Origin of the sequence: Nostoc sp. UHCC 0870 (assembly GCF_022063185.1) — a bacterium.
Taxonomy (GTDB): Bacteria; Cyanobacteriota; Cyanobacteriia; order Cyanobacteriales; family Nostocaceae; genus Trichormus.
This window is the reverse complement of the sequence record NZ_CP091913.1, coordinates 2,238,398-2,262,016: the sequence shown is the minus strand read 5'-3', so window position 1 is coordinate 2,262,016 and position 23,619 is coordinate 2,238,398. Positions and strand designations below refer to the sequence as shown.

At 39.6% G+C, this 23,619-nt stretch carries 23 protein-coding genes; 16 read left to right on the top strand and 7 right to left on the bottom strand.

All coding sequences use genetic code 11. The annotated features are described in order from the left end of the window. Positions 1 to 58: 58 nt before the first annotated feature. The 3 genes from L6494_RS09855 to L6494_RS09845 all read left to right on the top strand — a co-directional run bounded on the left by L6494_RS09855 (position 59) and on the right by L6494_RS09845 (position 3,896). Entirely contained in the window at positions 59 to 1,282 is a 1,224-nt protein-coding gene (locus L6494_RS09855) for a M20 family metallopeptidase (protein WP_237994278.1), read from the top strand. 506 nt (positions 1,283 to 1,788) lie between these two features. After that, positions 1,789 to 3,681, top strand: a complete 1,893-nt coding sequence (locus L6494_RS09850) for an alpha-amylase family glycosyl hydrolase (RefSeq protein ID WP_237994276.1) — start codon at positions 1,789 to 1,791, stop codon at positions 3,679 to 3,681. A gap of 11 nt (positions 3,682 to 3,692) precedes the next feature. Then, entirely contained in the window at positions 3,693 to 3,896 is a 204-nt protein-coding gene (locus L6494_RS09845; protein ID WP_237994274.1) for a hypothetical protein, read from the top strand. Between the two features lie 112 nt (positions 3,897 to 4,008). On the opposite strand, the gene L6494_RS09840 is transcribed toward L6494_RS09845, so the two are convergent. Continuing rightward, positions 4,009 to 4,188 (bottom strand): hypothetical protein, encoded by a 180-nt coding sequence (locus L6494_RS09840; RefSeq protein ID WP_237994272.1) that lies wholly within the window; start codon positions 4,186 to 4,188, stop codon positions 4,009 to 4,011. Positions 4,189 to 4,639: 451 nt separating this feature from the next. Between L6494_RS09840 and L6494_RS09835 the strand changes: the two genes are divergently transcribed. Together L6494_RS09835 and L6494_RS09830 are read left to right on the top strand one after the other, a co-directional pair. Beyond that, positions 4,640 to 4,921 (top strand): hypothetical protein, encoded by a 282-nt coding sequence (locus L6494_RS09835; RefSeq protein ID WP_237994270.1) that lies wholly within the window; start codon positions 4,640 to 4,642, stop codon positions 4,919 to 4,921. A 311-nt stretch (positions 4,922 to 5,232) separates the two neighbouring features. Continuing rightward, a complete protein-coding gene (locus L6494_RS09830; protein WP_237994267.1) occupies positions 5,233 to 5,613 on the top strand; it encodes a hypothetical protein in 381 nt (126 codons plus the stop codon). Between the two features lie 109 nt (positions 5,614 to 5,722). On the opposite strand, the gene L6494_RS09825 is transcribed toward L6494_RS09830, so the two are convergent. The 4 genes from L6494_RS09825 to L6494_RS09810 form a co-directional block, all read right to left on the bottom strand. Continuing rightward, positions 5,723 to 10,402, bottom strand: a complete 4,680-nt coding sequence (locus L6494_RS09825) for an nSTAND1 domain-containing NTPase (RefSeq protein WP_237994265.1) — start codon at positions 10,400 to 10,402, stop codon at positions 5,723 to 5,725. A 472-nt stretch (positions 10,403 to 10,874) separates the two neighbouring features. Further along, on the bottom strand, positions 10,875 to 11,921 hold the full coding sequence (locus L6494_RS09820; RefSeq protein ID WP_237994262.1) for a DUF1822 family protein: 1,047 nt from the start codon (positions 11,919 to 11,921) through the stop codon (positions 10,875 to 10,877). A 197-nt stretch (positions 11,922 to 12,118) separates the two neighbouring features. Then, entirely contained in the window at positions 12,119 to 13,564 is a 1,446-nt protein-coding gene (locus tag L6494_RS09815) for a hypothetical protein (protein WP_237994260.1), read from the bottom strand. Positions 13,565 to 13,698: 134 nt separating this feature from the next. Further along, complete coding sequence (locus L6494_RS09810; protein WP_237994257.1) at positions 13,699 to 13,893, bottom strand: hypothetical protein; 195 nt, start codon at positions 13,891 to 13,893, stop codon at positions 13,699 to 13,701. A 222-nt stretch (positions 13,894 to 14,115) separates the two neighbouring features. On the opposite strand from L6494_RS09810, the gene L6494_RS09805 reads away from it, so the two are divergent. The 3 genes from L6494_RS09805 (at position 14,116) to L6494_RS09795 (ending at position 16,545) form a co-directional block, all read left to right on the top strand. Further along, positions 14,116 to 14,694, top strand: a complete 579-nt coding sequence (locus L6494_RS09805; RefSeq protein ID WP_237994255.1) for a hypothetical protein — start codon at positions 14,116 to 14,118, stop codon at positions 14,692 to 14,694. Between the two features lie 177 nt (positions 14,695 to 14,871). Beyond that, on the top strand, positions 14,872 to 15,759 hold the full coding sequence (locus L6494_RS09800) for a peptidoglycan-binding domain-containing protein (RefSeq protein ID WP_237994253.1): 888 nt from the start codon (positions 14,872 to 14,874) through the stop codon (positions 15,757 to 15,759). A gap of 462 nt (positions 15,760 to 16,221) precedes the next feature. Then, on the top strand, positions 16,222 to 16,545 hold the full coding sequence (locus tag L6494_RS09795; protein WP_237995932.1) for a hypothetical protein: 324 nt from the start codon (positions 16,222 to 16,224) through the stop codon (positions 16,543 to 16,545). Between the two features lie 93 nt (positions 16,546 to 16,638). Here L6494_RS09795 and L6494_RS09790 read toward each other — a convergent pair whose 3' ends face one another. Further along, the gene (locus L6494_RS09790; RefSeq protein ID WP_237994251.1) at positions 16,639 to 17,007 is read right to left on the bottom strand and encodes a KGG domain-containing protein; all 369 of its coding nucleotides are present in this window, start codon (positions 17,005 to 17,007) and stop codon (positions 16,639 to 16,641) included. Positions 17,008 to 17,482: 475 nt separating this feature from the next. Between L6494_RS09790 and ligA the strand changes: the two genes are divergently transcribed. Beyond that, the gene (ligA, locus tag L6494_RS09785; RefSeq protein ID WP_237994250.1) at positions 17,483 to 19,522 is read left to right on the top strand and encodes an NAD-dependent DNA ligase LigA; all 2,040 of its coding nucleotides are present in this window, start codon (positions 17,483 to 17,485) and stop codon (positions 19,520 to 19,522) included. A 160-nt stretch (positions 19,523 to 19,682) separates the two neighbouring features. On the opposite strand, the gene L6494_RS09780 is transcribed toward ligA, so the two are convergent. Beyond that, positions 19,683 to 20,105: a hypothetical protein gene (locus L6494_RS09780; RefSeq protein WP_237994248.1), complete on the bottom strand. Its 423-nt coding sequence runs from the start codon at positions 20,103 to 20,105 to the stop codon at positions 19,683 to 19,685. Positions 20,106 to 20,468: 363 nt separating this feature from the next. On the opposite strand from L6494_RS09780, the gene L6494_RS09775 reads away from it, so the two are divergent. The 7 genes from L6494_RS09775 (at position 20,469) to L6494_RS09745 (ending at position 23,501) form a co-directional block, all read left to right on the top strand. After that, a complete protein-coding gene (locus L6494_RS09775; RefSeq protein ID WP_237994246.1) occupies positions 20,469 to 21,248 on the top strand; it encodes a carbonic anhydrase in 780 nt (259 codons plus the stop codon). 90 nt (positions 21,249 to 21,338) lie between these two features. Further along, positions 21,339 to 21,917 carry a hypothetical protein gene (locus L6494_RS09770; protein WP_237994244.1) on the top strand — a complete coding sequence of 193 codons (579 nt, stop codon included), beginning with the start codon at positions 21,339 to 21,341 and terminating at the stop codon, positions 21,915 to 21,917. After that, positions 21,883 to 22,050, top strand: coding sequence for a hypothetical protein (locus L6494_RS09765; RefSeq protein ID WP_237994242.1), 168 nt, complete (start codon positions 21,883 to 21,885; stop codon positions 22,048 to 22,050). The genes L6494_RS09770 and L6494_RS09765 overlap by 35 nt, the downstream gene beginning before the upstream one ends. Positions 22,051 to 22,080: 30 nt before the next feature. Beyond that, positions 22,081 to 22,290 carry an addiction module protein gene (locus tag L6494_RS09760; RefSeq protein ID WP_237995930.1) on the top strand — a complete coding sequence of 70 codons (210 nt, stop codon included), beginning with the start codon at positions 22,081 to 22,083 and terminating at the stop codon, positions 22,288 to 22,290. A 174-nt stretch (positions 22,291 to 22,464) separates the two neighbouring features. Continuing rightward, on the top strand, positions 22,465 to 22,686 hold the full coding sequence (locus L6494_RS09755; RefSeq protein WP_237994240.1) for an addiction module protein: 222 nt from the start codon (positions 22,465 to 22,467) through the stop codon (positions 22,684 to 22,686). Continuing rightward, positions 22,686 to 22,982 (top strand): type II toxin-antitoxin system RelE/ParE family toxin, encoded by a 297-nt coding sequence (locus L6494_RS09750; RefSeq protein WP_237994238.1) that lies wholly within the window; start codon positions 22,686 to 22,688, stop codon positions 22,980 to 22,982. The genes L6494_RS09755 and L6494_RS09750 overlap by 1 nt, the downstream gene beginning before the upstream one ends. 225 nt (positions 22,983 to 23,207) lie before the next feature. Continuing rightward, a complete protein-coding gene (locus L6494_RS09745; RefSeq protein WP_237994236.1) occupies positions 23,208 to 23,501 on the top strand; it encodes a hypothetical protein in 294 nt (97 codons plus the stop codon). Positions 23,502 to 23,619: the final 118 nt, after the last annotated feature.

The window sequence follows — 23,619 nt, the reverse complement described above, 5'->3', positions numbered from 1 at the left end:
CTCCGTGTCTCCGTGTCTCTGTGGTTAAAAAATCTATTCTCTGCCAAAAATAATTGTGATGGTTTCTAGCTTTCCCACTCCCGCCTCCATAGACCTATCGCGTGTGCGTTTAGCAATTCGTTCATTACAACCACAGTTAGTAGAATGGCGACGGAGACTACATCAAAAACCAGAGTTAGGTTTTCAAGAAAAGCTAACAGCCGAGTTTATCTCCAACAAATTACAAACCTGGGGAATAGAGCATCAAACTGGGATTGCTAAAACCGGTATATTAGCCACCATCAAAGGGACAAAACCCCCCAGTCTCCAATCCCCAGTTTTGGCAATTCGCGCAGATATGGATGCTTTGCCAATTCAAGAACTCAACGAAGTACCCTATTGTTCACAGCATGATGGGGTGATGCACGCCTGCGGACATGATGGACATACTGCGATCGCTCTCGGAACAGCTTATTATTTACAACAGCATCGTCAAGATTTTGCGGGTACGGTAAAAATTATCTTCCAACCTGCCGAAGAAAGTCCAGGGGGCGCAAAGCCAATGATTGAGGCTGGAGTCCTGAAAAACCCTGATGTTGATGCAATTATTGGGTTACACCTCTGGAATAATTTGCCCTTGGGAACTGTAGGAGTTCGCAGTGGGGCGTTGATGGCGGCTGTAGAATTATTTGACTGTAAAATTTTGGGTAAAGGTGGACATGGTGCAATACCCCATCAAACAGTTGATTCTGTGGTAGTGGCTGCCCAAATCGTTAACGCCTTACAAACCATTGTGGCGCGGAATGTCAACCCCATTGATTCCGCCGTGGTGACTGTCGGCGCACTCCACGCGGGGACAACTCACAATGTGATTGCTGATACAGCCACTATGAAAGGAACTGTGAGGTATTTTAACCCTGCTTTCCAAGGCTTTTTTCATCAACGCATTGAGCAAATTATTGCTGGTATTTGTCAAAGTCATGGGGCAAAGTATGATTTAGAATATGGGTCACTTTATCCCCCCGTAATTAATAATACAAGGATTACGGAATTAGTGCGATCGGTTGCAGAGGAAGTTATAGACACACCTATGGGGATAGTCCCTGAATGCCAAACTATGGGCGGCGAGGATATGTCATTTTTCTTACAAGAAGTTCCTGGGTGTTATTTTTTCCTCGGTTCTGCTAATCCAGAAAAAGATTTAGCCTATCCCCATCATCACCCCCGGTTTGATTTTGATGAAACGGCTTTAGGAATGGGTGTAGAGATATTTATACGATGTGTGGAGAAGTTTTTTAGTTGATTTAATGTTTTTTAGATTACCAATATCTACAACCAAAGACATAATTCTAGTAATTATGTCTCAAACTTGTTGCTTGATGGTTGATTTTGAAGACTTAATTGCTAACAATACAAGAGGGATTTAAAAATCTCATAGTCAATTTCGATCATTTGACCCTTCTACCCTAGTCCGCTCAAGCGGACTTTTTTTATGGATAATGACTTACTAGCTTTTTTCGCAGGTGTTGGTTTACTAATTGCGTATCTCATCTTTTCTGCATTAACTGAAATGGGGACAAAATTTCCTTGGAAGAAATAAAAAATGCAAAGAAGGTTCGTAGTCAGGACTTTAGTCCTGATTGTCTACGCGCTAAAGTCCTGAATACAAACCATTTTTTAATTTTTATAACTAGCTGTAAATAGGCGATCGCAAAATTTCTGGCTCTTCTGATGAGCAACTGCATAAGCTCACAATACAGGTATCTATTCAGATACAGAAATAGTATCTTGGATATCTCAGGAGAGAGAATGTTTAGATTAATTGACTCAAAAAAAGTTGACAATACCTTCCATGAGTTTAAAAATAAGGCTCTGAGAAATGACCTGAAAAGTGTCCAAATTGGTGATCAGGTTAAAGAAATTCCTTCGCCTTTTCCATCACCGAAAGATTGGCGCGATATATGGATTTACTTTATCATGGTAGACCGCTTTAATAACCCATCTGCTGCGCCTACCAGTGCTTGGAATGGTTTTGATGGTGATCGTAATTTTTTAGGTGAAAAAGGGTTAGATTTCCAAGGTGGTACATTTGAAGGCATCCGTCAACAATTAGAATACTTACAGGAATTAGGTGTGGGAGCAATTTGGCTAACTCCTCCTTTGAAAAATTGTCAGTATAAACGTACCTACCACGGCTATGGGATTCAAGATTTTTTACAAATTGATCCGCGATTTGCTAGCAACAAAGAGAACCCAGAAGAAGAATTACAAGCACTAATTGATGAGGCTCATGCACGCGGAATTTATGTAATTTTTGATATTGTACTTAACCACGTCGGCAATGTTTTCAGCTATTTGATTGATGGCAAAAAGTCTGAATCACCTCTATTCATTGATGAACCGAATAATCCTTATAATATTCAGTGGCATGACAAAGAGGGAAACCCGCAATGGATGAATGCACCCGTTGACGAATTTTCTAACCTTGACTCTGATGCAATAGTATGGCCTAAAGAACTGTGCAAGAATGAGTTTTTCCGCAGAAGAGGAACTAGAGGGGATACTGAAAAAGGTGGGGATTTTAGCGACTTACGGGAGCTAGTTACTGATCTTCCAGAAGTACGCAATCTCTTAATTCGTATTCATCAATATTTAATTGCCAAGTTCGATATTGACGGATTTCGCATTGATACATTGCGGTTTATTGAGCCAGAGTTCGCCAGAATTTTTGGTAATGCAATGCACGAATTTGCTTTAAGTATGGGTAAGAAAAATTTCTTCTCTTTTGGTGAAATATGGGCTGAAGAACACAATACAGAAGAGAAAATTAAAGGTTTTATTGGTCGCAATGCAGCTGAACCAGGTGATTTGTTAGGTATTGATGCAGCACTTGATTTTCCTTTATTCTTCCAACTTCCCCATGCGTTGAAAGGCGCGAAAGCACCAAAAGCAGTAGTTGATGTGTATGAAAGGCGCAAGGAAAGTCTTCAGAGTGTTATCAGTTCGCATGGAGATGTCAGCAAATTTTTAGTGACATTCCTCGATAACCATGATTTGAAGAGTCGCTTTTACTACAGTGACCCTGCAAATCCTCACAGATTTGATGACCAAGTAACTTTAGCTATTACTTGCTTGTTTGCTTTACAAGGGATACCTTGCATATACTACGGCACAGAACAGGGACTCAATGGTGCTGTTGGGGATGTCCCATTTGGTGATCTCGTAGTCCGTCAAGCTTTATGGGGTAAACCAGAAGGCGGCTTCAATCGTGATCACTCTTTCTATAAAGCAATTGCACAACTATCTGAATACCGCCAGACTCACCCTGCGCTGCGCTATGGTCGGCAGTATTTTCGTCCTATATCTGGCGATCGCATTAATTATGCCATTTCTCCCTACCCGTCTGGTGTGCTGGCGTTCTCTCGCATCTTGAATGAGACAGAAGTGGTTGTGGTAGCAAATACGAACACAGAACTTACTCAGTCTGTTTATGTAATAGTTGATGACAATCTCCATTCTGAAAACCCTAGTTTCAAGATTTTATTTAGCAATAAATCTAGGGATAACAGTATTCAGCCGGAAAAAGTTGAAGAACATCACGGTGTCAATATCACAGAAGTTAATGGTCACAAGAATTATGGGCCAGTACGAGTGATGAAAGTAACTCTCCAACCGATGGAAGTACAAATATTAGTGAAATAGGAATAACATATTTGAGACTTTCACGAGTTGAGAGTCTCAAATATGTTCAATACTTTAGCCAATTTATGAGGGTTCAACGCCTGTGGAAAGGTTATGAATACTTTTGGTTTACTGATGATGCTTATACAGCAGCCTCTTTAACTTCTTTGTCGCCCCCTCAAAACATTATCATTAAGAAATGGCATAGAGCCAGGTATCTCGGCTCTATGCCATAGTCATATTCAGTGCAAATGAGTTAAATTGAGCAAATTAACTGAACTAACTAGTTAAACTAATTTACTACTTTTACCTCAACAATAAATAATTTTTAACTCTACAGATTTATTGTTAGAGTCCTATTTCCCCTACTACAGTTTCTTTATCAGGATTTCCTTGAATATACTTCAACACAATCTTTACACCTAATCCATTTTGGCGAAAGGCAATCTGATAATTGTCTGGATTGAGGTCTTTATTGTTGTCTTTGATGAAACTGAAAAAATTTACCAAACTGAAGTTTGTATTCATTTTTTTCTCTCATAACATGGATAAAGTAAATAGAAGATTATAGATAATCTAGCTATAAATTTATAGATATAAAAAATATAACTAGGAACTAAACTCTCAACTTAACTAAATTGAGTAATGAGTTGATTTCGTTTATCTTTCTTCTGATTATTTATAAGTGTCGCCGAAATTAGCTTATGCAGTTGGAATAATTAATCTGGTCTGAACATAAACAATGTAAAAATATATACATACTTTTACGACGGGAAATAAGAGCCAATGATTTTGTTCTCCTCCCATTATGAATGCACTTAATTTATTACCGCAGAGTAAAAAGATACACACTACTATAGGCACTCACGATTAAAACTTGTGAGTTTACTAAGTGTATCTTTTTAGCAACTGCATAAGCTCACAATACAGGTCTCTATTTAGTTACAGAAATAATATCTTACATATCTAAGGAGAGAAAATGCTTAACTCAATTTACTCCAGAGAAGTTTATGATATCTTCAATCAGGCTAAATGTAATGCTCTGAACAAAGCCACGAAAAGTGTCCAAGTTGGCGATGAGGTGAAAGAAATTCCTTCGCCTTTTCCATCACCAGCCGATTGGCGCGATCTATGGATTTACTTTATTATGACAGACCGCTTTAATAATCCATCTGCTCCGCCTACAATGTCTTGGAATGCTTTTGAACGGATGATGAAAGTGACTCTTCAACCGATGGAAGCACAAATTTTGGTGAAATAAAGTAATTGTTGACTGTTTAAAAATCAATCATGCGATCGCATGATTGATTTTTACGAACTCAAAAGCTGTTTTTCTCATATCTTGCTCCAAGCGACTTCAGTCGCGGCTACACGAGCAAAGCCTGCCTCCGCAGGCTCAAAAGCCTTGTTTTTAAGTTATAGAACTTACGCAATAATGTGGTTTTAAAATTGCCTTGTTTGCAGTTCGCTACAGGTATTGAATGTGATTAGAACATCTTTCCGAAATAGATACAAAGTTTGTGCAGTAACTTATAACCAATTCTCACTTTCATTAGAACAGGAAAAGCTAAAATGTTAATTCGATTTGAAGCATTCGAAGAAGGTTTCCGCTTATCTGAAAAAGCAATTGATTATTTAAAAGAATGGAATACTGAAGCGCAAATTGCTTCTAGTATTTCTCGAACAGCCCAAGAAGTTGTTGAAATATTGGTGAATGTGCCTGGTATGACTATGGCTCATAGTAGAGATTTTCAAAGAGCAACACCTTTTTTTACACTAAAAGATAAAACGGTAGTTAAAATTTTCATAAATCCAGCACAGGTAAAACACATATTCTTAGCAGATGACAACAATAAGATGATATTTGGAGGCTATGTAGGTTGGATTCATACAAAAGAAATGAATAAAGCTATAGATAAAATCAAGAAAGAATTTACTTCTGAGGTTATATGAAATCTAGAAAGTTTATCATTTAAATGTTTGGTTGAACGATACTGTTAAAAAGGTTTTATTTTTAACGGTATCGTTCAACCAAAAATTAGGTTTTCAGCCCATCTTGCCGTCAATTACGCGCTATATTTACTTCAGTTGATTGGTTGACAACTTTCGCAGGTATGCGATCGCATAAACTTTTTTCATCAGGGTTCACATCAGGATTATTCTGCAAATAATCTCGCGCCCAATCACAACCACGCACTAGTAATTGATCTAAATCATCTAGATATAAATGCCAAACCACGATATCATATCTGCTACCAGTGGCTAGAGTCTTACCATCAGGACTAAACCGCACACTCCAAACTGCATCTTTATAACCTCGCAGGGTACGCAGTTCTTGACCGTTAATGTTCCAGATTTTTACAGTATTATCACCACTGGCAGTGGCAATGAGTTTCCCATCTGGGCTGAAGGCAACATTGTGAACAACATTTTTATGTCCTTGCAGAGTTCGCAATTCTTTGCCATGAAGATTCCAGATTTTTACAGTATTATCCCAAGTGGCACTAGCAATCAGCTTACCATCCGGGCTGAAGGTGACGTTGTTAATACCACTTGTATGTCCCTTTAAGGTTATCGGTTTTCCACCATCAATACTCCAAATTTTCACTGTTTTGTCCCAACCAGCCGTGGCAATTCGCTTACCGTCAGGGCTGAAAACTGCGCTATTGACTACACTACTCTGACGTGGGAGAGTTTGACGTAATGTACCGTCTGGATTCCAGAGATTGACAGTTTTGTCTTCACTAGCCGTAGCAATTAACTTACCATCTGGGCTGAAATTGACACTCCAGACTGTATCGTTGTGTCCTGTAAGAGTTTTATGTAATGTACCGTCTAGATTCCAGAGTTTGGCGGTTTTATCCCAACTCGTCGTAGCAATGTACTTACCATCAGGGCTGAAACTCAGCTTATTTACCCTGCTTTGATGCCCGTTGAAGGTTCGCAGTTCTTGAAGTTTATCCCCTACAATACTCCAGAGTTTAGCGGTTTGATCCCAACTAGCCGTAGCAATGTACTTACCATTTGGGCTAAATACTAGGTCGAAGACCTCATCTTCATGACCCCTGACAATAATGCTGTTAGGACTGTTGAGTTTCCAGATTTTAGCCGTTTTGTCATTACCACCTGTAGCGATGGATGTGCCATCAGGACTAAAGGCGACGCTATTAACTGCATCAGTGTGTCCGTAAAGGGTTTTTAGTTCTTGACCTTTACTGTTCCAAAGTTTGACAGTTTTGTCACCACTAGCTGTAGCAATCAGTTTGCCGTCGGGACTGAATTGAACGCTGTTCACCCCATTTTGATGACCTATGAGGGTTTGTGGTTCTTTTCCGTCTAAACTCCAAATTTTGACAGTTCTGTCACCACTGGCGGTAGCAATTTGTTTACCATCTGGGCTAAAGCTGACACTCCAAATCATATCTTGATGCCCGCTAAAGGTTCGCAATTCCTTACCGTCAAGATTCCAAAGTCTCACGGTTTTGTCCCAACCGACAGTGGCAATTAGCTTACCGTCTGGGCTAAAGGTGACGCTGTTGACCTTATTTTTATGTCCTTCCAGGGTGTGCAGGAGTTTACCGTCCCGACTCCAGAGTTTAACTGTGTTGTCCCAACTAGCAGTGGCAAGTCGCTGACTATCAGGGCTAAAGGCGACTTCCAAAACTGCTTCTTTATGTCCCTTAAGAATGTGGAGGAGTTTACCGTTTCGACTCCAGATTTTTGCTGTTTTGTCCCAACTGCCGGTAGCCATGAGTGTACCGTCTGGGCTGAAGGCAACGCTATTGAAACCCTCTCCTTCATTTTCTTTCAGTATGACTGGCTGTTTTTTGCCGTCAAGACTCCGAATTATGACAGTTTTATCTCTGCTGGCGGTGGCAATAAATTTACTGTCAGGGCTAAAACTCACACTCTCTAGCATTCCATCATGTTCTGCCAAACGATTTTTTTCTCTGACGAAGTTGATGGCCTGTTGTAGAGTTTCGGTAATTTGAGTGCGAGTGTTGGCATCAATTCCATCAGTTCCATCAGTGCCTTGAATGCGCCTACCAGCTCTAATACTGGCAATTAACCCGTCCAACTCTAGATTTAATTTGAGGAAAATTTCGCCTGATGACCCAATTTCTTTAATTTCGCTAATCCGTGCCTTTTGTCCTTCCAACCAAGCAAACCCAGCGAGACCGAGGCTAAAGACTAAGCCGGTGGCTAGGGATGAAATCAATGAGATACTTATTTTACGTCTGCGCTGCTGCTGTTTAACCTCAAGTTCTCTCAGTTCCAAACTCTGATTAATGAACCTGATTTCATTTGTATTGAGTTCTTGTGCGCGTTGCAATTGCCATTCTTGGGCATCTATCAAGGCCTTACCTCGTAATAGCACCCCTTGATCATGTCCGCTATTTTCCCATTGGCGAATTGCTAACCGTAATTGTTCTCGCCAGCGCAGAAAGTCACCATTCTCAAGTAGCCATTCTTCCAGTCGTCCCCAGCTTCTAATTAAGGCTTCATGGACGATTTCTACTGTTTCTTCTGCCGTGGACTCATTACGGTTGGTCACTACTAGACGTGAAGAAGCCAGTTGTGTGACTAAATCCCAGTTTTCTGGCCTGACTTCCTCACGAGTTGTCAACCGTCGGGTAGCTTCTGTGTCATCTCCTAAACGTACCAATTGGATAAATATTTGTTGCGCCCTTTGCCTATCTGCTTCGTTTAGCTGGGCATATACAGCCTCAGCATGGTTAGCCAAGGCTTCTTCTACACCACCAATTTCTTGATAAGCTTGATGAGTTAAGAGCCTATTTTGCTGTTTTGACCATAACTGGGTCAGGGCAAACTCAAGTAAGGGTAAATGTCCTGGCTGTTGGTCTATCTCGTCGATTAATTGATTGGTTAATCCTGCTTCTAGTCCTACCTGCATTTGTTTAGCAGGTTCTTCTATCACCCGACGCAATTCCTTTCTATTCATGGGGCCAAGGTTCTGCACTGCTCCTTGCAAGGCATCACTAAAGCGGCGGTAAGAAAGAGCATAACTGTAAAAGTCAGCCCGCAGGGTTAAAACGATGGTGAAGGCGGGAGTGAAACTATAAGCATTGAGTAATAAATCTAAAAAAGGCTGACGTTGTGGTTCTGGACAAAGGGTGTAAAGTTCCTCAAACTGATCTGCTATGAGTAGTAAACGAGTGCCAAATTCTTGCTGCACAACCTTTTCTAGGATGGTGTGTAGTAATTGATGGTTTTGTTGTAAGGCGATCGCTAAATCTAATTCTAGTAAGCGAGTAGTGGTACTATCTTCTGGTAACTCTAGTATGTTTTCTAGGGAAAAAGAGGGACAACACTGTTGTAAACTCACTAATGCAGTCGCCAAAGCTTCAAAGGGATTTTTCCCTGGACGAAAAGAAATGATTTGCCATTGCACATTCGGATCTTGTCGTAACTGGGGAGTCAACCCAGCAAACACTAAACTAGACTTACCACTGCCACTAGCCCCCACTACAGCCACAAACCGCTTTCTTTTCACCGCCTTGACTAAATCAGCCGTGAATTCTTCTCTGCCAAAAAATAAGTGTGCATCTTCTTCTCGGAAGGCAAATAAACCACGATATGGACAAGGGGAAATCCCTCCCAATTGCAACCAAGTTGGTGGTTCTACAGATGGGTTTTGAAAAATTACGGGCAACCAAGAAGCACAGGGAAAGTCATCTTCTAATCCTTGTAACTGTCTGCGTGCCTGTTGTACTGCTAAATATAAAGTTTGACGCTTGATAGCGAAAGCTTCCAGAAAATTTTGGAAAAACTGCTGGGCGACACAATTTGGCACTGGTTCTCGCATAACAATCACTTGGGGAATATGCAGTTTTCCCAAAGCATTCGCCAATCCCAGTCCATCACAGGAGTTGAAAATAGCTAACTTTAAACCTCTATCAATGGCTGTGGTGAGAGCTTCTTCTAATTCTCCAATTGTCAGGCTATTGTTTATGGGATTGTCATTGATATAAATTATGCCTGTGTCACCCTTGCTTTGACTATGACCTGCAAAAAATAAGATGTCCCAACCTAAAGAGTCCCAAAGGTGTCTGTTGCATTCTTGACGTGAGGGCTGATTTAGCTGCACAACTTCGGCAATATTCTCTAGTTCTTTCAGAAAAGCGGCTTCTCTTTGCAAGTCAATACCTTGGCTATTGCCCAAAATAGCTAAAATCCTAACTTTGTTTCTGTTGCATAGGGGTTGTGTCGCATCTCTTCGTTGATACTCTGTCCGGGAAAGTCCTAGTTCTGCTTGGGGATAATCTCGAAAAAAGTCCCAGCAATGCCAGGGTAGCCGCCGTAAACTGTCATCGTTGGTTTCTAAAATGACTCGAATTTCTTCATTGCGGTTAAGTTGCGATCGCAATTTTCTTTCAATTTCTAGAAATTCTACTGACTTAAGCCAAGTATTAATATTATCTCGTAGCTGTTTACATAATTCATCAAAATCGAGTAGAGACACGTTTGTTATCGCGCCTAATTCTATTTCCAGTTGGTCATCTTCCTCTAACAATGCAGAACGCATTGGTTGACGAGTACATAAAGCTTGATAATTGGTACGCCAATTTCTATAGAGTTCTAGTAAATTTGGTGCAGCTGGTAAGCTACCAAGAAACTGTTCTGGCGCATGATGACTTGCTGACCAAAGTTGAGTTGTCACGCTGGGAAATCCAGTATACAAATCACCATTACCCAAATTTATGACAACTGTCTTGCTCATGATGATTATATAGATTCAGTAAAGCTACTTTTATATACAACCTAAATTTATAGCTTTTTGCATATTTATGCTAGATATTTTTGCGAAAATGATACTTTTCTCCTATGAATATTTGTAGTTATTTATCTTTAAATAAATAATATTTTCATTGTTACGAAATATTGTAATTTATTCGTCAGTGCTAAAGTCTTGATTCTATTCAGGTAACTTCTTGTTGGCGCAGCCTCTAGCAAAAGAACCTAACCCGGATTTCTCACAAGATTCTTGCAACCTCATCCCAAAGTCTGTAGGGGCGGGTTCGCAGATAAGCTCAATTACTCATGAATATCTCGCTAAACCCGCCCCTACTGTTTGTGATAAATGCGGGATAAAGGGGAGGGTTAGGGAGGGGTAAAAAAATAATTCCAAGTATTAATTAATATTAAATTATTAATTTAATTATTTAAATTCGGAAAAATAATATTAATATATCCTATAATTCAAAATTTTCTTTAATGGTAATATTGTCTAAGCTGACCTCAATACTAAACTGTTTTCCTATTTCTCCATGAAAAGGATTAAGTTGAATATAACTATCTTGATTTCTAGATATAACTTCACACAGCGATTTTCCTGCCTTTGATAGTAAAGTTAGCTTGAGATTAGGCTGTAAAAATTTTGTTTCTCCGCTTGGATGCAACTGGATTAATACACGTAATTTTTCTTCAGCCTCTTCTTTAATATTGACCAACATGACAACAGGATAGTTCCCAAGTTGCATTTCTAAGTTAATAATTTTACCACGCTTGATGCTCTCAGCATTATTTCTGATATTTAAAGCTAAATTAATATCTGGATTAATCAGTGCAGAAATTGACTGCCATTCATCGAGAAAAATACCCCGTAACCATTGGCTCAATTTAGTTTTAGTTTGAGGAAAAAATTGTATTAAATTATCTTCCTTGTTGACGGTTGTTAACACAGGTAAAGGAATTTTATGAGCATCTAAAAAACGGCAATAAAATAAAATGTGATTTGGTTCTGGATCAAATTCTGCTAGGGGTAGTTGATAACAACCATCCCTTGTTTTTAAATTCATTTTATCTCTATAAATAACTAGTTGATCGTAACGTAAAAGCCCTCGAAGAACTAATTCTGCTTGCTCTTCTAATACTTCAACTACAACATATAAATGAGCGGCCGCTTCTGGCTTAATAATAGTATCTTCAGGTATGTTTACTAATTCATCTAGTAGATGTTCTGTAACGATTAAACAAAATTTAAATTCACCTAATTGAATATGAGTAAAATTATCAATAATTTGATTGTTTTGTTTAATAAGTTGTTCTGGTAGGTTTTCTTTGAGCCATTTAGCGAATCCTAATGATGCCAGTGCATTTAAATATGTTTGCCATTGTTTGAATTCATCAACTACCTGCTGACTAAGTTTTCTTGCTGAGTCAAAATGTTCTGGCTCTAACCAAATTGATTCTGATAAGAATAATCTCAAATTATTGTTTTTTTCATGGTTCTTAATCATTATTTGTATCCTTGATTTCAATTAAATTCAAATATCCATATAAAATCCAGCAGTCTTTCCGTATGAAGCACAAAATTATCAGAGTAAATACATGAGGGCTTAATTGAGTTTTCTCAAAGTACAGAACTTGTCAGAAAATGTATTTGTTAAGTCCTCAATTTTGTGCATCATTTAATCATAAACTGCTGTGATTTTGGCTAAATAGCAATCAGTTGGGTTTCCAAGTAATTCTGGAGTTTTTGAGCATATACACTATCAAGCGAACGGTTTCTGCCGGCTCTAATTTCTTCTCCTGCTTCTATAAAAACTTCTACATCCACAAAACTCTCTATTTGTTCAGCCAAGGTTTTCAGATATTCGGGTTCAGGAGGAATTGAGGTTAAACCTTTAGTATGAGCTTTTTGTAACATAGTATCGAGTAGTTTCTGCACCGTTAATATACGTACTTTACTCAAAAGTTCACCAGGGTTTAATATTCGTCGTGTTTGATCCCAACTTGTCATACCCAAAAGAAGTTGAACTTCCTTTAAAGACTTACAATCACAGTAATATAGTTGTAAACCAGGAAGATACTTTTGAGCTAGTGGAGCGTAACTTTTACTGTTTTGTAACTTGGCAATTGTCTGACTAATTTCTTGGGCGATCGCCTCAGACAAAATTAATTGTAATTGTTGATGTAGAAATTCAATGATTTCTTGTTGTTCTAAATGTGATTCATCGTAAGAAACCGTGGGTAAATCTTTTCTGGGTTTATATATGCCAGTATTATGATCTGGAACTTCTAGAGGTTCTCTATAACTCCAAATATCATATTGTCGTAGTTGACTTGCTACTTGTTTGAGTTCTCGTTTCAACTCATCTGTCGTTTTGATGATGATGTCATCTTCTTGCAAGCAAGTCAGCATTTCCTGCAACTGGGAAATAGTGGGGTCTGGACATTTTCCCACTTCCATTTGTTTTCTTTCACGTCTATCTCGTCGGTAGACCGCATGAAATACCGTTATGAGTTGGCGCGATCGCTTGACTAAAAGTTCTAGTTGTTTGGATCTAACTCGGTTTAATAATGACCAATCACTATGATGCTGAAAACCAAATTCTGCTAAAAACTTTCTCAGTTCTGGATTTTGCTTAGTTTGCAAGTAAGTCCAATTATCTAGACTCATACTTGATTGAGAGTCATGCTTAAATTTGCGTAAGACTTCCACCGTAAACAATTTATAAGTTGTTGTGTGAGGAATACCATGCTCATCTAAGACTAATTGAGTTTTGCGATCGCAATCCAAAATCACTAACCTGTTACCATCATCATCTAGCACACAGCTTAATAAATCTTGATAGCTGAAAGACTTTTCACCACTGAACAGACTATCAATTTTTTGACAGGCTTTCAGAATCGGGTAGGAAACATAGCACCGTAGACACAAACCAGCAAGGCCACGATTGAGTAAATCCTTTTCAGCCAGATGATTGGCATAAAAATTACCTAGCAGGGTAGATTGGATGTCATCATTTTGGCAATCATGAACTTGTTGCTGAAAAAAATCCCGTGCTTGAGACAGGTCAGACTGTTTGTATCCTACTTGTTGATTAGCAAGATTAATACGCCAAATTGTCCAGTACCTTGATATTGATGCAGCATTCATATTTATTTACTGCTTTACCTCGCATTAGCTGAGATGTTAAGTCACATACTTGCATTAAATAACTAAATGTCAGCATTTTGAACATATGCAGCTAAATTGCGGTTATTTGGCTAGTTATTTTTGTTACGGGGGGTTTATTCGGCGGATTTATTGCTGCTGGGTTGAGCTAGACCGGCTGCGCCAGCTATAGCTGTTCCTGCTAATCCCATTCCCGCCGACCATTTCACGGGGTCAGTATCTTTAGGTAAAAAGAGAACCGCGATCCCAATCGCTCCACCAATAGCGGCTAAAAGCAGAGGGGTAAAAGCTCGGATCAAATTAGCTTGCATAGTTTTTGACAATATGAATTTTTGGCTCAGTCATAAATACAAACAATATGTTTCAACTTATGCAGTGTCATATAACGTTTCTCATTCTTTTCCCTTGCAGAGTGTATGGTACACAACTGAGAATCCCTATAAAACAACCTCTCAGAAAAATACTGCATAAGCTGATTTTGATAACACCTATAAAATCAGTGAACAGTTGATACCATGCAATCAATGAACACTATGAGACTTTCTGTCCTCAAACCAGAGTATGACAACCTGTGGAATAGCTGTCAGATTAGACCTGAGTGGCTAGAGCGGACTAAAAAAGTTGTCTTGAACATTCAAGCGAAACGCGATCGCTATGAAAGCGTAGGCACACAAACTAACATTCCTTGGTATTTTATCGGCTGTATCCATAACATGGAAGCATCTTTAAACTTTAACAGTCATCTTCATAATGGTGATTCGCTTAAAGCTAGGACTCATCGTGTTCCAAAAGATAGGCCATTAAATCCACCTAAAAATGGTTGGGATATTGGCTATTCTTGGGAGGAAAGTGCAGCAGATGCACTGATTATGAAAGATTTCCATACAGCTCAAGATTGGAGTATTCCTGCTCAGTTATGGCGGCTCGAACTTTACAATGGTTTTGGTTATAGACTGCATCATCCAGATGTGCTAACGCCTTATCTCTGGAGTGGCACGCATCACTATACCAAAGGTAAATATGTTGCTGATAATAAGTGGAGTGCTGTGGCTATTTCTGAGCAAGTGGGAGCAGCCGCCATCTTAAAACTATTGTTACCTGAAATCAAATAAATATCCTATAGCTTTAGTTTAAATCTTTAAAGATACCAGGACTTTTTGTACTGGTATCTTTTTTATTAAGTAGTTACAAGTGCATAAGTCACTTCAGAATACAACTATTAAAAAATAACAGCCATTTTAAAATATTGTTTGGCGATATCAAGGAAATTCAACTAGAGGATTACATTCATGCAATTAGCGGAAATAATAGGTACACAAGAAAGTATTAGTTTAGAAAATTTAGAAAATAACTCTGAACTAGCAAAAGAAGTGCAAAAACAATTAATTGACTTAGGTTTATTAGATCCACCCGTCGATGGTAAATTTGGACGGTTTTCTACTCAGGCACTTAAAGATTTCCAATCACTCATGAAAATAGAAGAGGCGGTTATAGGTAAATCAACTATCCAAGCTTTAATGGAAGTTAAAGAAGTTATTCCTTTGCAGTTGAGTAATAATTTAGCTAGCAGAATCATTAAGTATATGCAAAGTAAAAATTACTTTGTTGCCAGAGGTAAACAAAGATACAACATTGTGTATATTGAAGGTGCTAACGCTGATGGTGTACCCAATGCTGATAAATTCAATGAATGGAACGATCGCCGGATTGTGATTGAAATCGCTACGGGAACTCCGCAAATTGTGGGTAACTGGCTAGCTACCACAGAACCAGGACATCATTACACAGTCGTCAAGCCCATGAATCCCCAAGGTGCAGCGAGAATTGCATTTGGGCAGTATCAATCTTGGCAAGTAGGAACACATGGTAACTCTGAACCTCACGAAGCACTGGTTCAAACTGGTGTAGTTAAAGTACATCGCGATCGCAATAAAGATGGATTTCGGACTGGAGATCCTGAAGATACTGGTCGTTTCGGAATTAATCAACATTGGGGTTATGACAATAAATTCGTTGATAAAGCCAGTGCTGGTTGTTTGGTAGGACAATCTCGTCAGGAACATAAAGAATTTATGCAGATCATTAAACAAGACCGTCGCTACCAGTTGAATAATAAATATACTTTCATGTCAACCATTATTGCTGGTGATGATTTAGCCAAAACTATCCCCGCTTAAAATGCTTAAAAAGGGGGACTTTGATTCTAGTTCCCCCCTTTTTTAACAGTAGACTTCTTACTTAAATGAGTAATGAGTAACGAGTAGTGAGTAAATCCCATTATTCATTACTTATTACTTAAAGACAGTTGAAGTCGGGGGTTTAAACCCTAAATTAACTGATACTACGTGTAGACGTAGAGGTCTTAAACCCTTGAATTTACGATAAATGCTTAAGGTGTCATGTTGAGCGAAGCGAAACATCTCAAAGATTATACATTTCATGCTCCCATGACACATCTCATTTTCGGACTTTAACTATTGTGGGGTGGGCATCTTGCTTGCCCATATTATGCAAGTTAAATGTCCAAAGCTTAACATTGAAAATAAAAAGTTCGTAGTCAGGACTTTCATCAATATTAATCCGGATAAATCATAATAAAGCTGAATAATGACTTTACAGTGAATCTATATGCTCAATATATGGAAATGCCCCAACGCGTATCAGTTCGCTATAAAGATACGCCCTACAATACTAGTGAAATACGTTTGAAAACCTTCCGCCTTGGGTTACAAATTTGGGAAGAACAAACCAAACCTAGAAAAACAGAGCTGTATGAGTTTATTTTGTCTTGCTTGAAGCAAATTGATCGCCAAGATCGTTTTATGATTTCGCTATTATTTGTAGAGTTAGCAGACCTGATTCGCGACACAGCCCTAGATAGAAACATGAAAGAGGATATAATTAAAACAGCGTTTCGAGAGTTTTCTTGTGCAGTTACAGACTTTGAAGATATTGCCAAATAACTAAATAGTAAAGACGTTGCAATGCAACGTCTTTACACATCCATACTGTTAACCGAATCGTATTACATCTATTTTTTCTTGTTAAACAAGGGACTATTGTTTCTTGTTTTTATTCTTGTGGCTTTGTCGTCCGGCTTCAGCGTGTTGCTCGCTTGTACCACCACGAGTTTTCTTCTCTTCACCACTATCCTGAATTTCTTCAGTCTCTTCAGTTTCTTCGCTACCTTCTTTCTTGCGTCCACCGCCATGAGAATGTTTACCACCCTCACGACCGATTTCGGCCATATGTTCCCTGTCTTGGCTAACAGTTTCGCCGCCTTTGCGTCCGGCTTCACGCGCTTCTTCAGGAGTAAATTCGTGAGCAGTTCCCTTCTCGTGAGCAGCGTGTCCACCCTTGCTAGCAATTTCGCGCTGTTTGTCTTCATCCATCGAAGCAAAACCGCGCTTGCTTGTATCTGACATAATCAGACTCCTTGTAGATGTTTGGAGTTGTTGTCTTGTTGAGCCAGTGAAAATTTTTACTGGCTACGCTTTGAATGTAACTGAGCAAATTGTTTTTATTCATTACCCATTAGTGAGAATCATGTCAGGGTAAACTCGTACTTTAGACATATCACCTTTGTTCAACATAATTAGTCCAGATATTAGGAGTAGAGTGTGTTAGCGACAGCGTAACGCACCTTCCCCAACGCCTTCGGTGCGTTACGGCTTACGCCTAACACACCCTACTTTTACTGAGATTGTTTCATAAATCAAATCGGATTCCTATATTGGGTTAAGCAAGGCGAAACCCAACCTAGTAAAGTACGGCGTAAATAAATGTATTGAAAGTCTGAGTCTACAGACTATTATTCTAGGATAATCAACCAACAACCTCTTAGCCGTAGATTTTATAAGCTATAACTTTTATCCAATAGATATTTTATAATTAAAGCTAATGATTCAAATTCAGTCCGAAGTCAAACGCGCTCATGAACTGCGCCAGTTGTTGCAACAAGCTAGCTATGCTTATTATGTCTTGGATGCACCAATCATGGAAGATGTCGTCTATGACCAGCTGTATCGAGAACTGCAACAACTAGAAATTGAATATCCAGAATTAGTATCACCCGACAGTCCTACTCAGCGCGTCGGGGAAAGACCTGCTACACACTTTACCTCTGTACGGCACAATGTACCCCTGTATAGTCTAGAGAATGCCTTTAATATTGATGAGTTGCAAGTATGGGATCAGCGTTGGCGCAGACAAGTACCGCCAACAGACTCAGCCGAATACGTTACAGAACTGAAAATTGATGGTTCGGCCTTGGCGTTGACATATCATAATGGCGTACTAGTTAGGGGTGCAAGTAGGGGTGATGGGGAGATGGGGGAAGATATCACCCAAAATGTGCGAACTATTCGCTCAATTCCTTTACGTTTAAATTTTGATGGGTTGGAAAATATCGAAAAAGTGGAAGTCCGGGGTGAGGCTTTCTTACCAATAGAAGTTTTTCAATACATCAATGAACGCCGACAAAAAGCCGGAGAACAGTTATTTGCTAATCCCCGTAACGCCGCCGCAGGTACACTCAGACAACTAGACTCTCGCATTGTGGCGCGACGACGGTTAGATTTTTTCGCCTACACGTTGCACATTCCCGGTATGGATGACGCTAGTATTGCTAATACCCAATGGGAAGCTTTGGAATTGTTGCAAAAGTTGGGTTTTCGGGTGAACTCTCAGCATAAGCTTTGCCAATCTTTAGCAGAGGTAGCTGAATACTATAAATACTGGGATACCGAAAGATTAAATCTACCCTACCTGACGGATGGGGTAGTGGTGAAGCTAAATTCCTTTAAGCTGCAAGAACAGTTAGGCTTTACGCAAAAATTCCCTCGGTGGGCTGTGGCTTTGAAATACCCAGCCGAGGAAGCACCCACCCGTGTAGAAAATATTGCCGTGAATGTAGGACGCACCGGAGCTTTAACGCCGTTAGCGGAAATGCGTCCAGTGGAATTAGCGGGGACTACTGTATCTCGCGCTACCTTACATAATAGCGATCGCATCGCCCAATTAGATATCCGCATTGGTGATACCGTCATTGTCCGCAAAGCTGGGGAAATCATCCCGGAAGTCGTCAGGGTACTGAAAGAACTACGTCCCCCTGATACCGAACCTTTTATTATGCCGAGTCATTGTCCAGTGTGCGGACAGCCTGTGGTGAGGGAAACCGGGGAAGCCGTGACTCGCTGCGTCAATGCTTCCTGTCCCGCTATTCTCAAAGGTTCGATAGAACATTGGGTGAGTCGGGATGCTCTAGATATTAAAGGCGTGGGGGAAAAACTGGTGCATCAACTTGTCGATAAAGGCTTGGTGCATTCCGTTGCAGATTTATATAACTTGACAGCAGAGCAATTATGTGTATTAGAAAGAATGGGACAGAAATCAGCCGAGAAATTGATTCAGGCGATCGCGCAATCCAAAAACCAACCTTGGTCAAGGGTATTATATGGTTTAGGCATCCGTCATGTGGGCAATGTTAATGCTCAATTACTCACCGAAAAGTATCGCACAGTAGAACAGTTAGCCACCGCCAAACAATCAGATATCGCCGGGATTTATGGTATAGGTGCAGAAATTGCTCAATCTGTTTATCAATGGTTTCGCATCAATGCTAATCAAACTTTAATCGAACGTTTGCAAACAGCAGGATTACAATTTGTTAACACAGAGGAAGCAACAACCCCTAATAATATTAATCAAAAATTGCTTGGTAAGACTTTCGTAATTACTGGAACTTTGCCTACATTAAAGCGCGATCAAGCCAAAGCCTTAATTCAAAAAGCTGGTGGAAAAGTAACGGAATCACTTAGTAAAAAAACAGATTATTTGGTTGTGGGTGAGGATGCTGGCTCTAAGTTAGAAAAAGCCCAATCTTTGGGAATTGCACAGTTAACTGAGGCACAGCTATTAGAAATTTTACCTGCAAATTAGCAAAAGAAATATAGCATTTCCTATTCACATGAAGTATACCATAGCCCCCTCCTTGCGTGCGGGGAGGGGGTTGGGGGTGGGGTTCTTGTATCGAGAACCGCTATAGGGAGATAGAAAAATATCCAAAAATCTTACTTTCTTATCTCCCTTGTTTCCCGGATCAGAACTTGACATTATATTTGTCAGCAAGTTCAGAAAGCTTTTCATACTGTTGGATTGCGGCTTCAGTAATTAAAGCTTTCGCTTCTTCTGGACTCTTGCCATTTTCTGGGATTAAATACTTGATATAAAGGGCGACAAAATCTACCATAATTGCCGAACCAACTAATCCATGACTATCAGCCTCCTGTCCAGCCATTGCTGATACTAGTCCAGCTTTAATGGGGTCTGGTCTGGCTTTCATAAACTGATCAATAAGTTGCCAAATATATTCATTTGGTGTGAGGTTTTGTAACTTAGTTGGATCAAGTATAAATTCTCCTGCTACTACTTTTGCCTGCTCTAAAATACACCATTCTGCAAATTCTTTGAGGGCTTCTTCAGGAAGTTTGGGGAAATATTTGTGTAGTTCTAAATCAGACACAGGCTCACCTTATAAATTTGAGTTTTGTTGCAGTACATTAAGGCAAGCCTAACTCACTATTTCTACAAGTTTTAGTGTGTTACGCTACGACTGTTGAAAGATAACAGATATTAATTTTTTAGAGTCCACAGTTTACCAAAAAAGAGTCAACATCAGTACAGCAGTGACTCCAAAATTTAAAATAGTATCCATTTAAGACCATATCTCAACCAACGCCATTATTTTTATATGTAATATTTCGCATAAAAGTAGAATTTTTATTATAGTATTTGTCAAGGTTTCAACTACTCCAAGCTGCTTGCCTACAGCAGGCTACGCCAAGCTGGATGATGGGATATCTCACTCAAAAAAATGAATACGATCATGAATCTAATCAACAAAAAATGGTGTAAAAATATATTAGTATTTGTAACATTTTTAATAGGGTTGATAACTATACCATCTGTACAGACCTTTGCGGGAGAAGGAACACCACACTGGGGCTATGGTGGCGCAGCAAATCCCACTCACTGGAGTGAACTCAGTCATGATTTTGCACTGTGTGAATTAGGTAGAGATCAGTCTCCCATTAATATTGTTAATGCTGTCAAAGAAAAACCTACACCGATATTCTTTAACTACAAGCCTACACCCTTAGTCATAGTTAACAATGGTCACACCCTCCAAGTAAATTACGCACCAGGAAGCACCATCACCATTAATGGAGAAAAATATACACTTCTCCAGTTTCATTTCCATACTCCCAGTGAACATACCATTGGGGGAAAAGCTTCCGCAATGGAACTGCACCTAGTACACCGCAACGATGCAGGTCAAATATCAGTTGTGGGTATCATAATGAAAGAAGGGACAGCAAATCGTCTAATTAATGAGATTTGGAAGTACATTCCTGCGGCTGGGGAAACAAAAACTGTGAGCCGCACTATTAACGCGACTGCTTTCTTACCTAAGACAAAAGCATACTTCAGCTACCCTGGCTCACTTACAACACCACCCTGTAGCGAAGGAGTGAGATGGAATGTTTTAGTAGAACCTATTACCGTCTCCAAAGAAGAAATTAGTACCTTTCAAAAACTATATCAAGTGAATGCCCGTCCCATTCAACCCGTAAATGGCAGAGTAATTGAATTGCATAGCAAATAGCACTTTGTCAGCATCTCATCCTACTGATCAAAAATTTGATAGTATTAACCAAGTGAGCGATCGCAAAAGTTGCAGATTTGCAAAAACACTATGGCAAAACGGAAAAAAAGCAATCTCCAGTGGATTAAAGAAACCCTTGACCTCAAGCCTGACCATCACTGGGAATCGCCATCAGGATACAAAATTTTTGTCGGTAATCGGGGTGCTGTTCGGTTAAATGTCCCGCAGGATTGGGTTTTAGAGCCACAAGAAAAATCCTTCAAGTTTATGGATAAAAAACCACCCAAAGATGATTGCTGTCTGGAAGTATCATTTAATCCACTACCTCCCCGTGACTGGAGTTTGTTTCCCCTCAAATCTACCTTGAAGAAAATTATGGACGATGACAGTCGCAACGTCATTGAGAGGGGAGAAATCTTCACCGTTAAACGCCAAACAGCCAAAATTGTGTGGACAGAGATTAAGTTTATAGATACTCAGGAAGAACCACGAGAAGCTTTTTCACGGACTTGCATTGGTTTGGGATCAAATGTACAGTGCTTGATTACATTCGATTATTGGGCAGATCAAGCTGAACAACTCACACCCATTTGGGATGAAGTGATGCGTAGTCTGACATTAGGACTGTATATCAGTGACCCTACCACTGGTACAGCTTTTCCAGACTGAAGTAGAACAAGCGATGGTCTCCGACCGACCGTCAGTCCTCGCACCTAGTCAACACTATCAAATTACTTGGTTGCGCTGGGGAGTGCGATCGCTATGGGAATCTAGAAGAATTCAATATTTTTCTTTAAAATAAATAACAATGGCTGAATTGGAGTCTATGAATATCAATACATTAGAAGAAATTGAACGCGCTGTCAGTCAACTTTCACCAGAGGAACTGTCTGCTTTTCGTCTCTGGTTTGTAGAATTCGATACAGATACCGCCATTCAAGCTGCTTGGACTACTGAAGCAAAAAGGCGGCGAGATGAAATTAGAAGTGGTTCTGTCCAACCCATACCAGGAGATGAAGCTTTAGCTCAAGTGAGGCGATGACCGATCCATCGCCTATGGCAGAACCTTCTCTAAGTTATGATTAAGGGCAAGACTGATAAATTTATTGTATGCAAACTATTACTGACATTGGCACATTAATTGTTTTTCTTGAAAATTAATAACGCTATATTTAAGGTAGATTAATACACCATTTTTCCCTTTGGTTTGGTGAACATGGATTTTACAGCCACTCTCAATGAGATTAAATCTCTAAGCATTGAAGAACGGATTCGCTTTGTACAAGCTATTTGGGACAGTATCGCCGCAGAACAGACTTACCCGGATCTCACAGCAGCGCAAAAACAAGAACTTGATCGTCGGATTAATGATTACGAAGCTAATCCAGACAACGTGATGACATGGGAAGAAATTAAAGCTGCGATAAAAAAACAATAATGAATTATGTGTTGGTGTTTCGTCCAGAAGTTCGTGAAGAACTCGATGAGGCGTATAGTTGGTACGAAAATCAGCAAGCAGGGCTTGGCGACGAATTTTTAGACTGCGTGGACGAGATTCTCAATAGAATTTGCCAAATGCCAGAATCTTATGCTGTTGTATATAACGATGTTCACCGGGCTATTGTACAACGCTTCCCTTATGGTGTTTACTATCGAATTGTATCGAGTCGGATTATTATCATAGCAATTTTTCACGGGCGCAGAGATCCTAAAATCTGGCAAACGCGAAACTAGCAAGTTGACAGACTCAAGTTTAGTTGATTATGCGATCGCACTTGTTGGTATTTTTCAGGCGATCGCTTTTAGTCAATACTGTCGAATTATTAATAGCTGATTGGATGGAATTGGGAAAGCGATAACTCTGTCGCTAGTATAGATAAAAAAGGAAACTTAACTGTGTAGGGAGAGCATACAATGTACATCAGTTTTGAAAGAATGAAAAAAGAGGTCAAATAGAATATGTCTACCAGCTTTAAATATAGCAGTGTTGCACCTGATACTTGTGACTTAGATAACATCACCGGAAATCATCCTGGCTATTTGCTTGAAATAGGTGAAAGAGATGGTGGAGTTTTGATCACGGTTTGCCCAGAAAACCAAGTTAAGAATCCCTCTGCTCAAAATGTTTATGGGGTGTTTTTCAATCCAGAAGAAGCTGAGACTGTTCTGCAAGGACTACAAGAAGCCATTAATTCGGCTCGTCACAAAAACAAAGGTTCTTCTGGACACCCTAATCGTGTTCGTCAAGCTTAACCTGCCGTCATTCATCATTCATGTAGAGACAACATCACGAAAGATGATAAATTTCTACATGAATTGTTCATTGAAGCAGGCTATTAATATTGATGGAGTCATAGCAAATGTTAAAAAA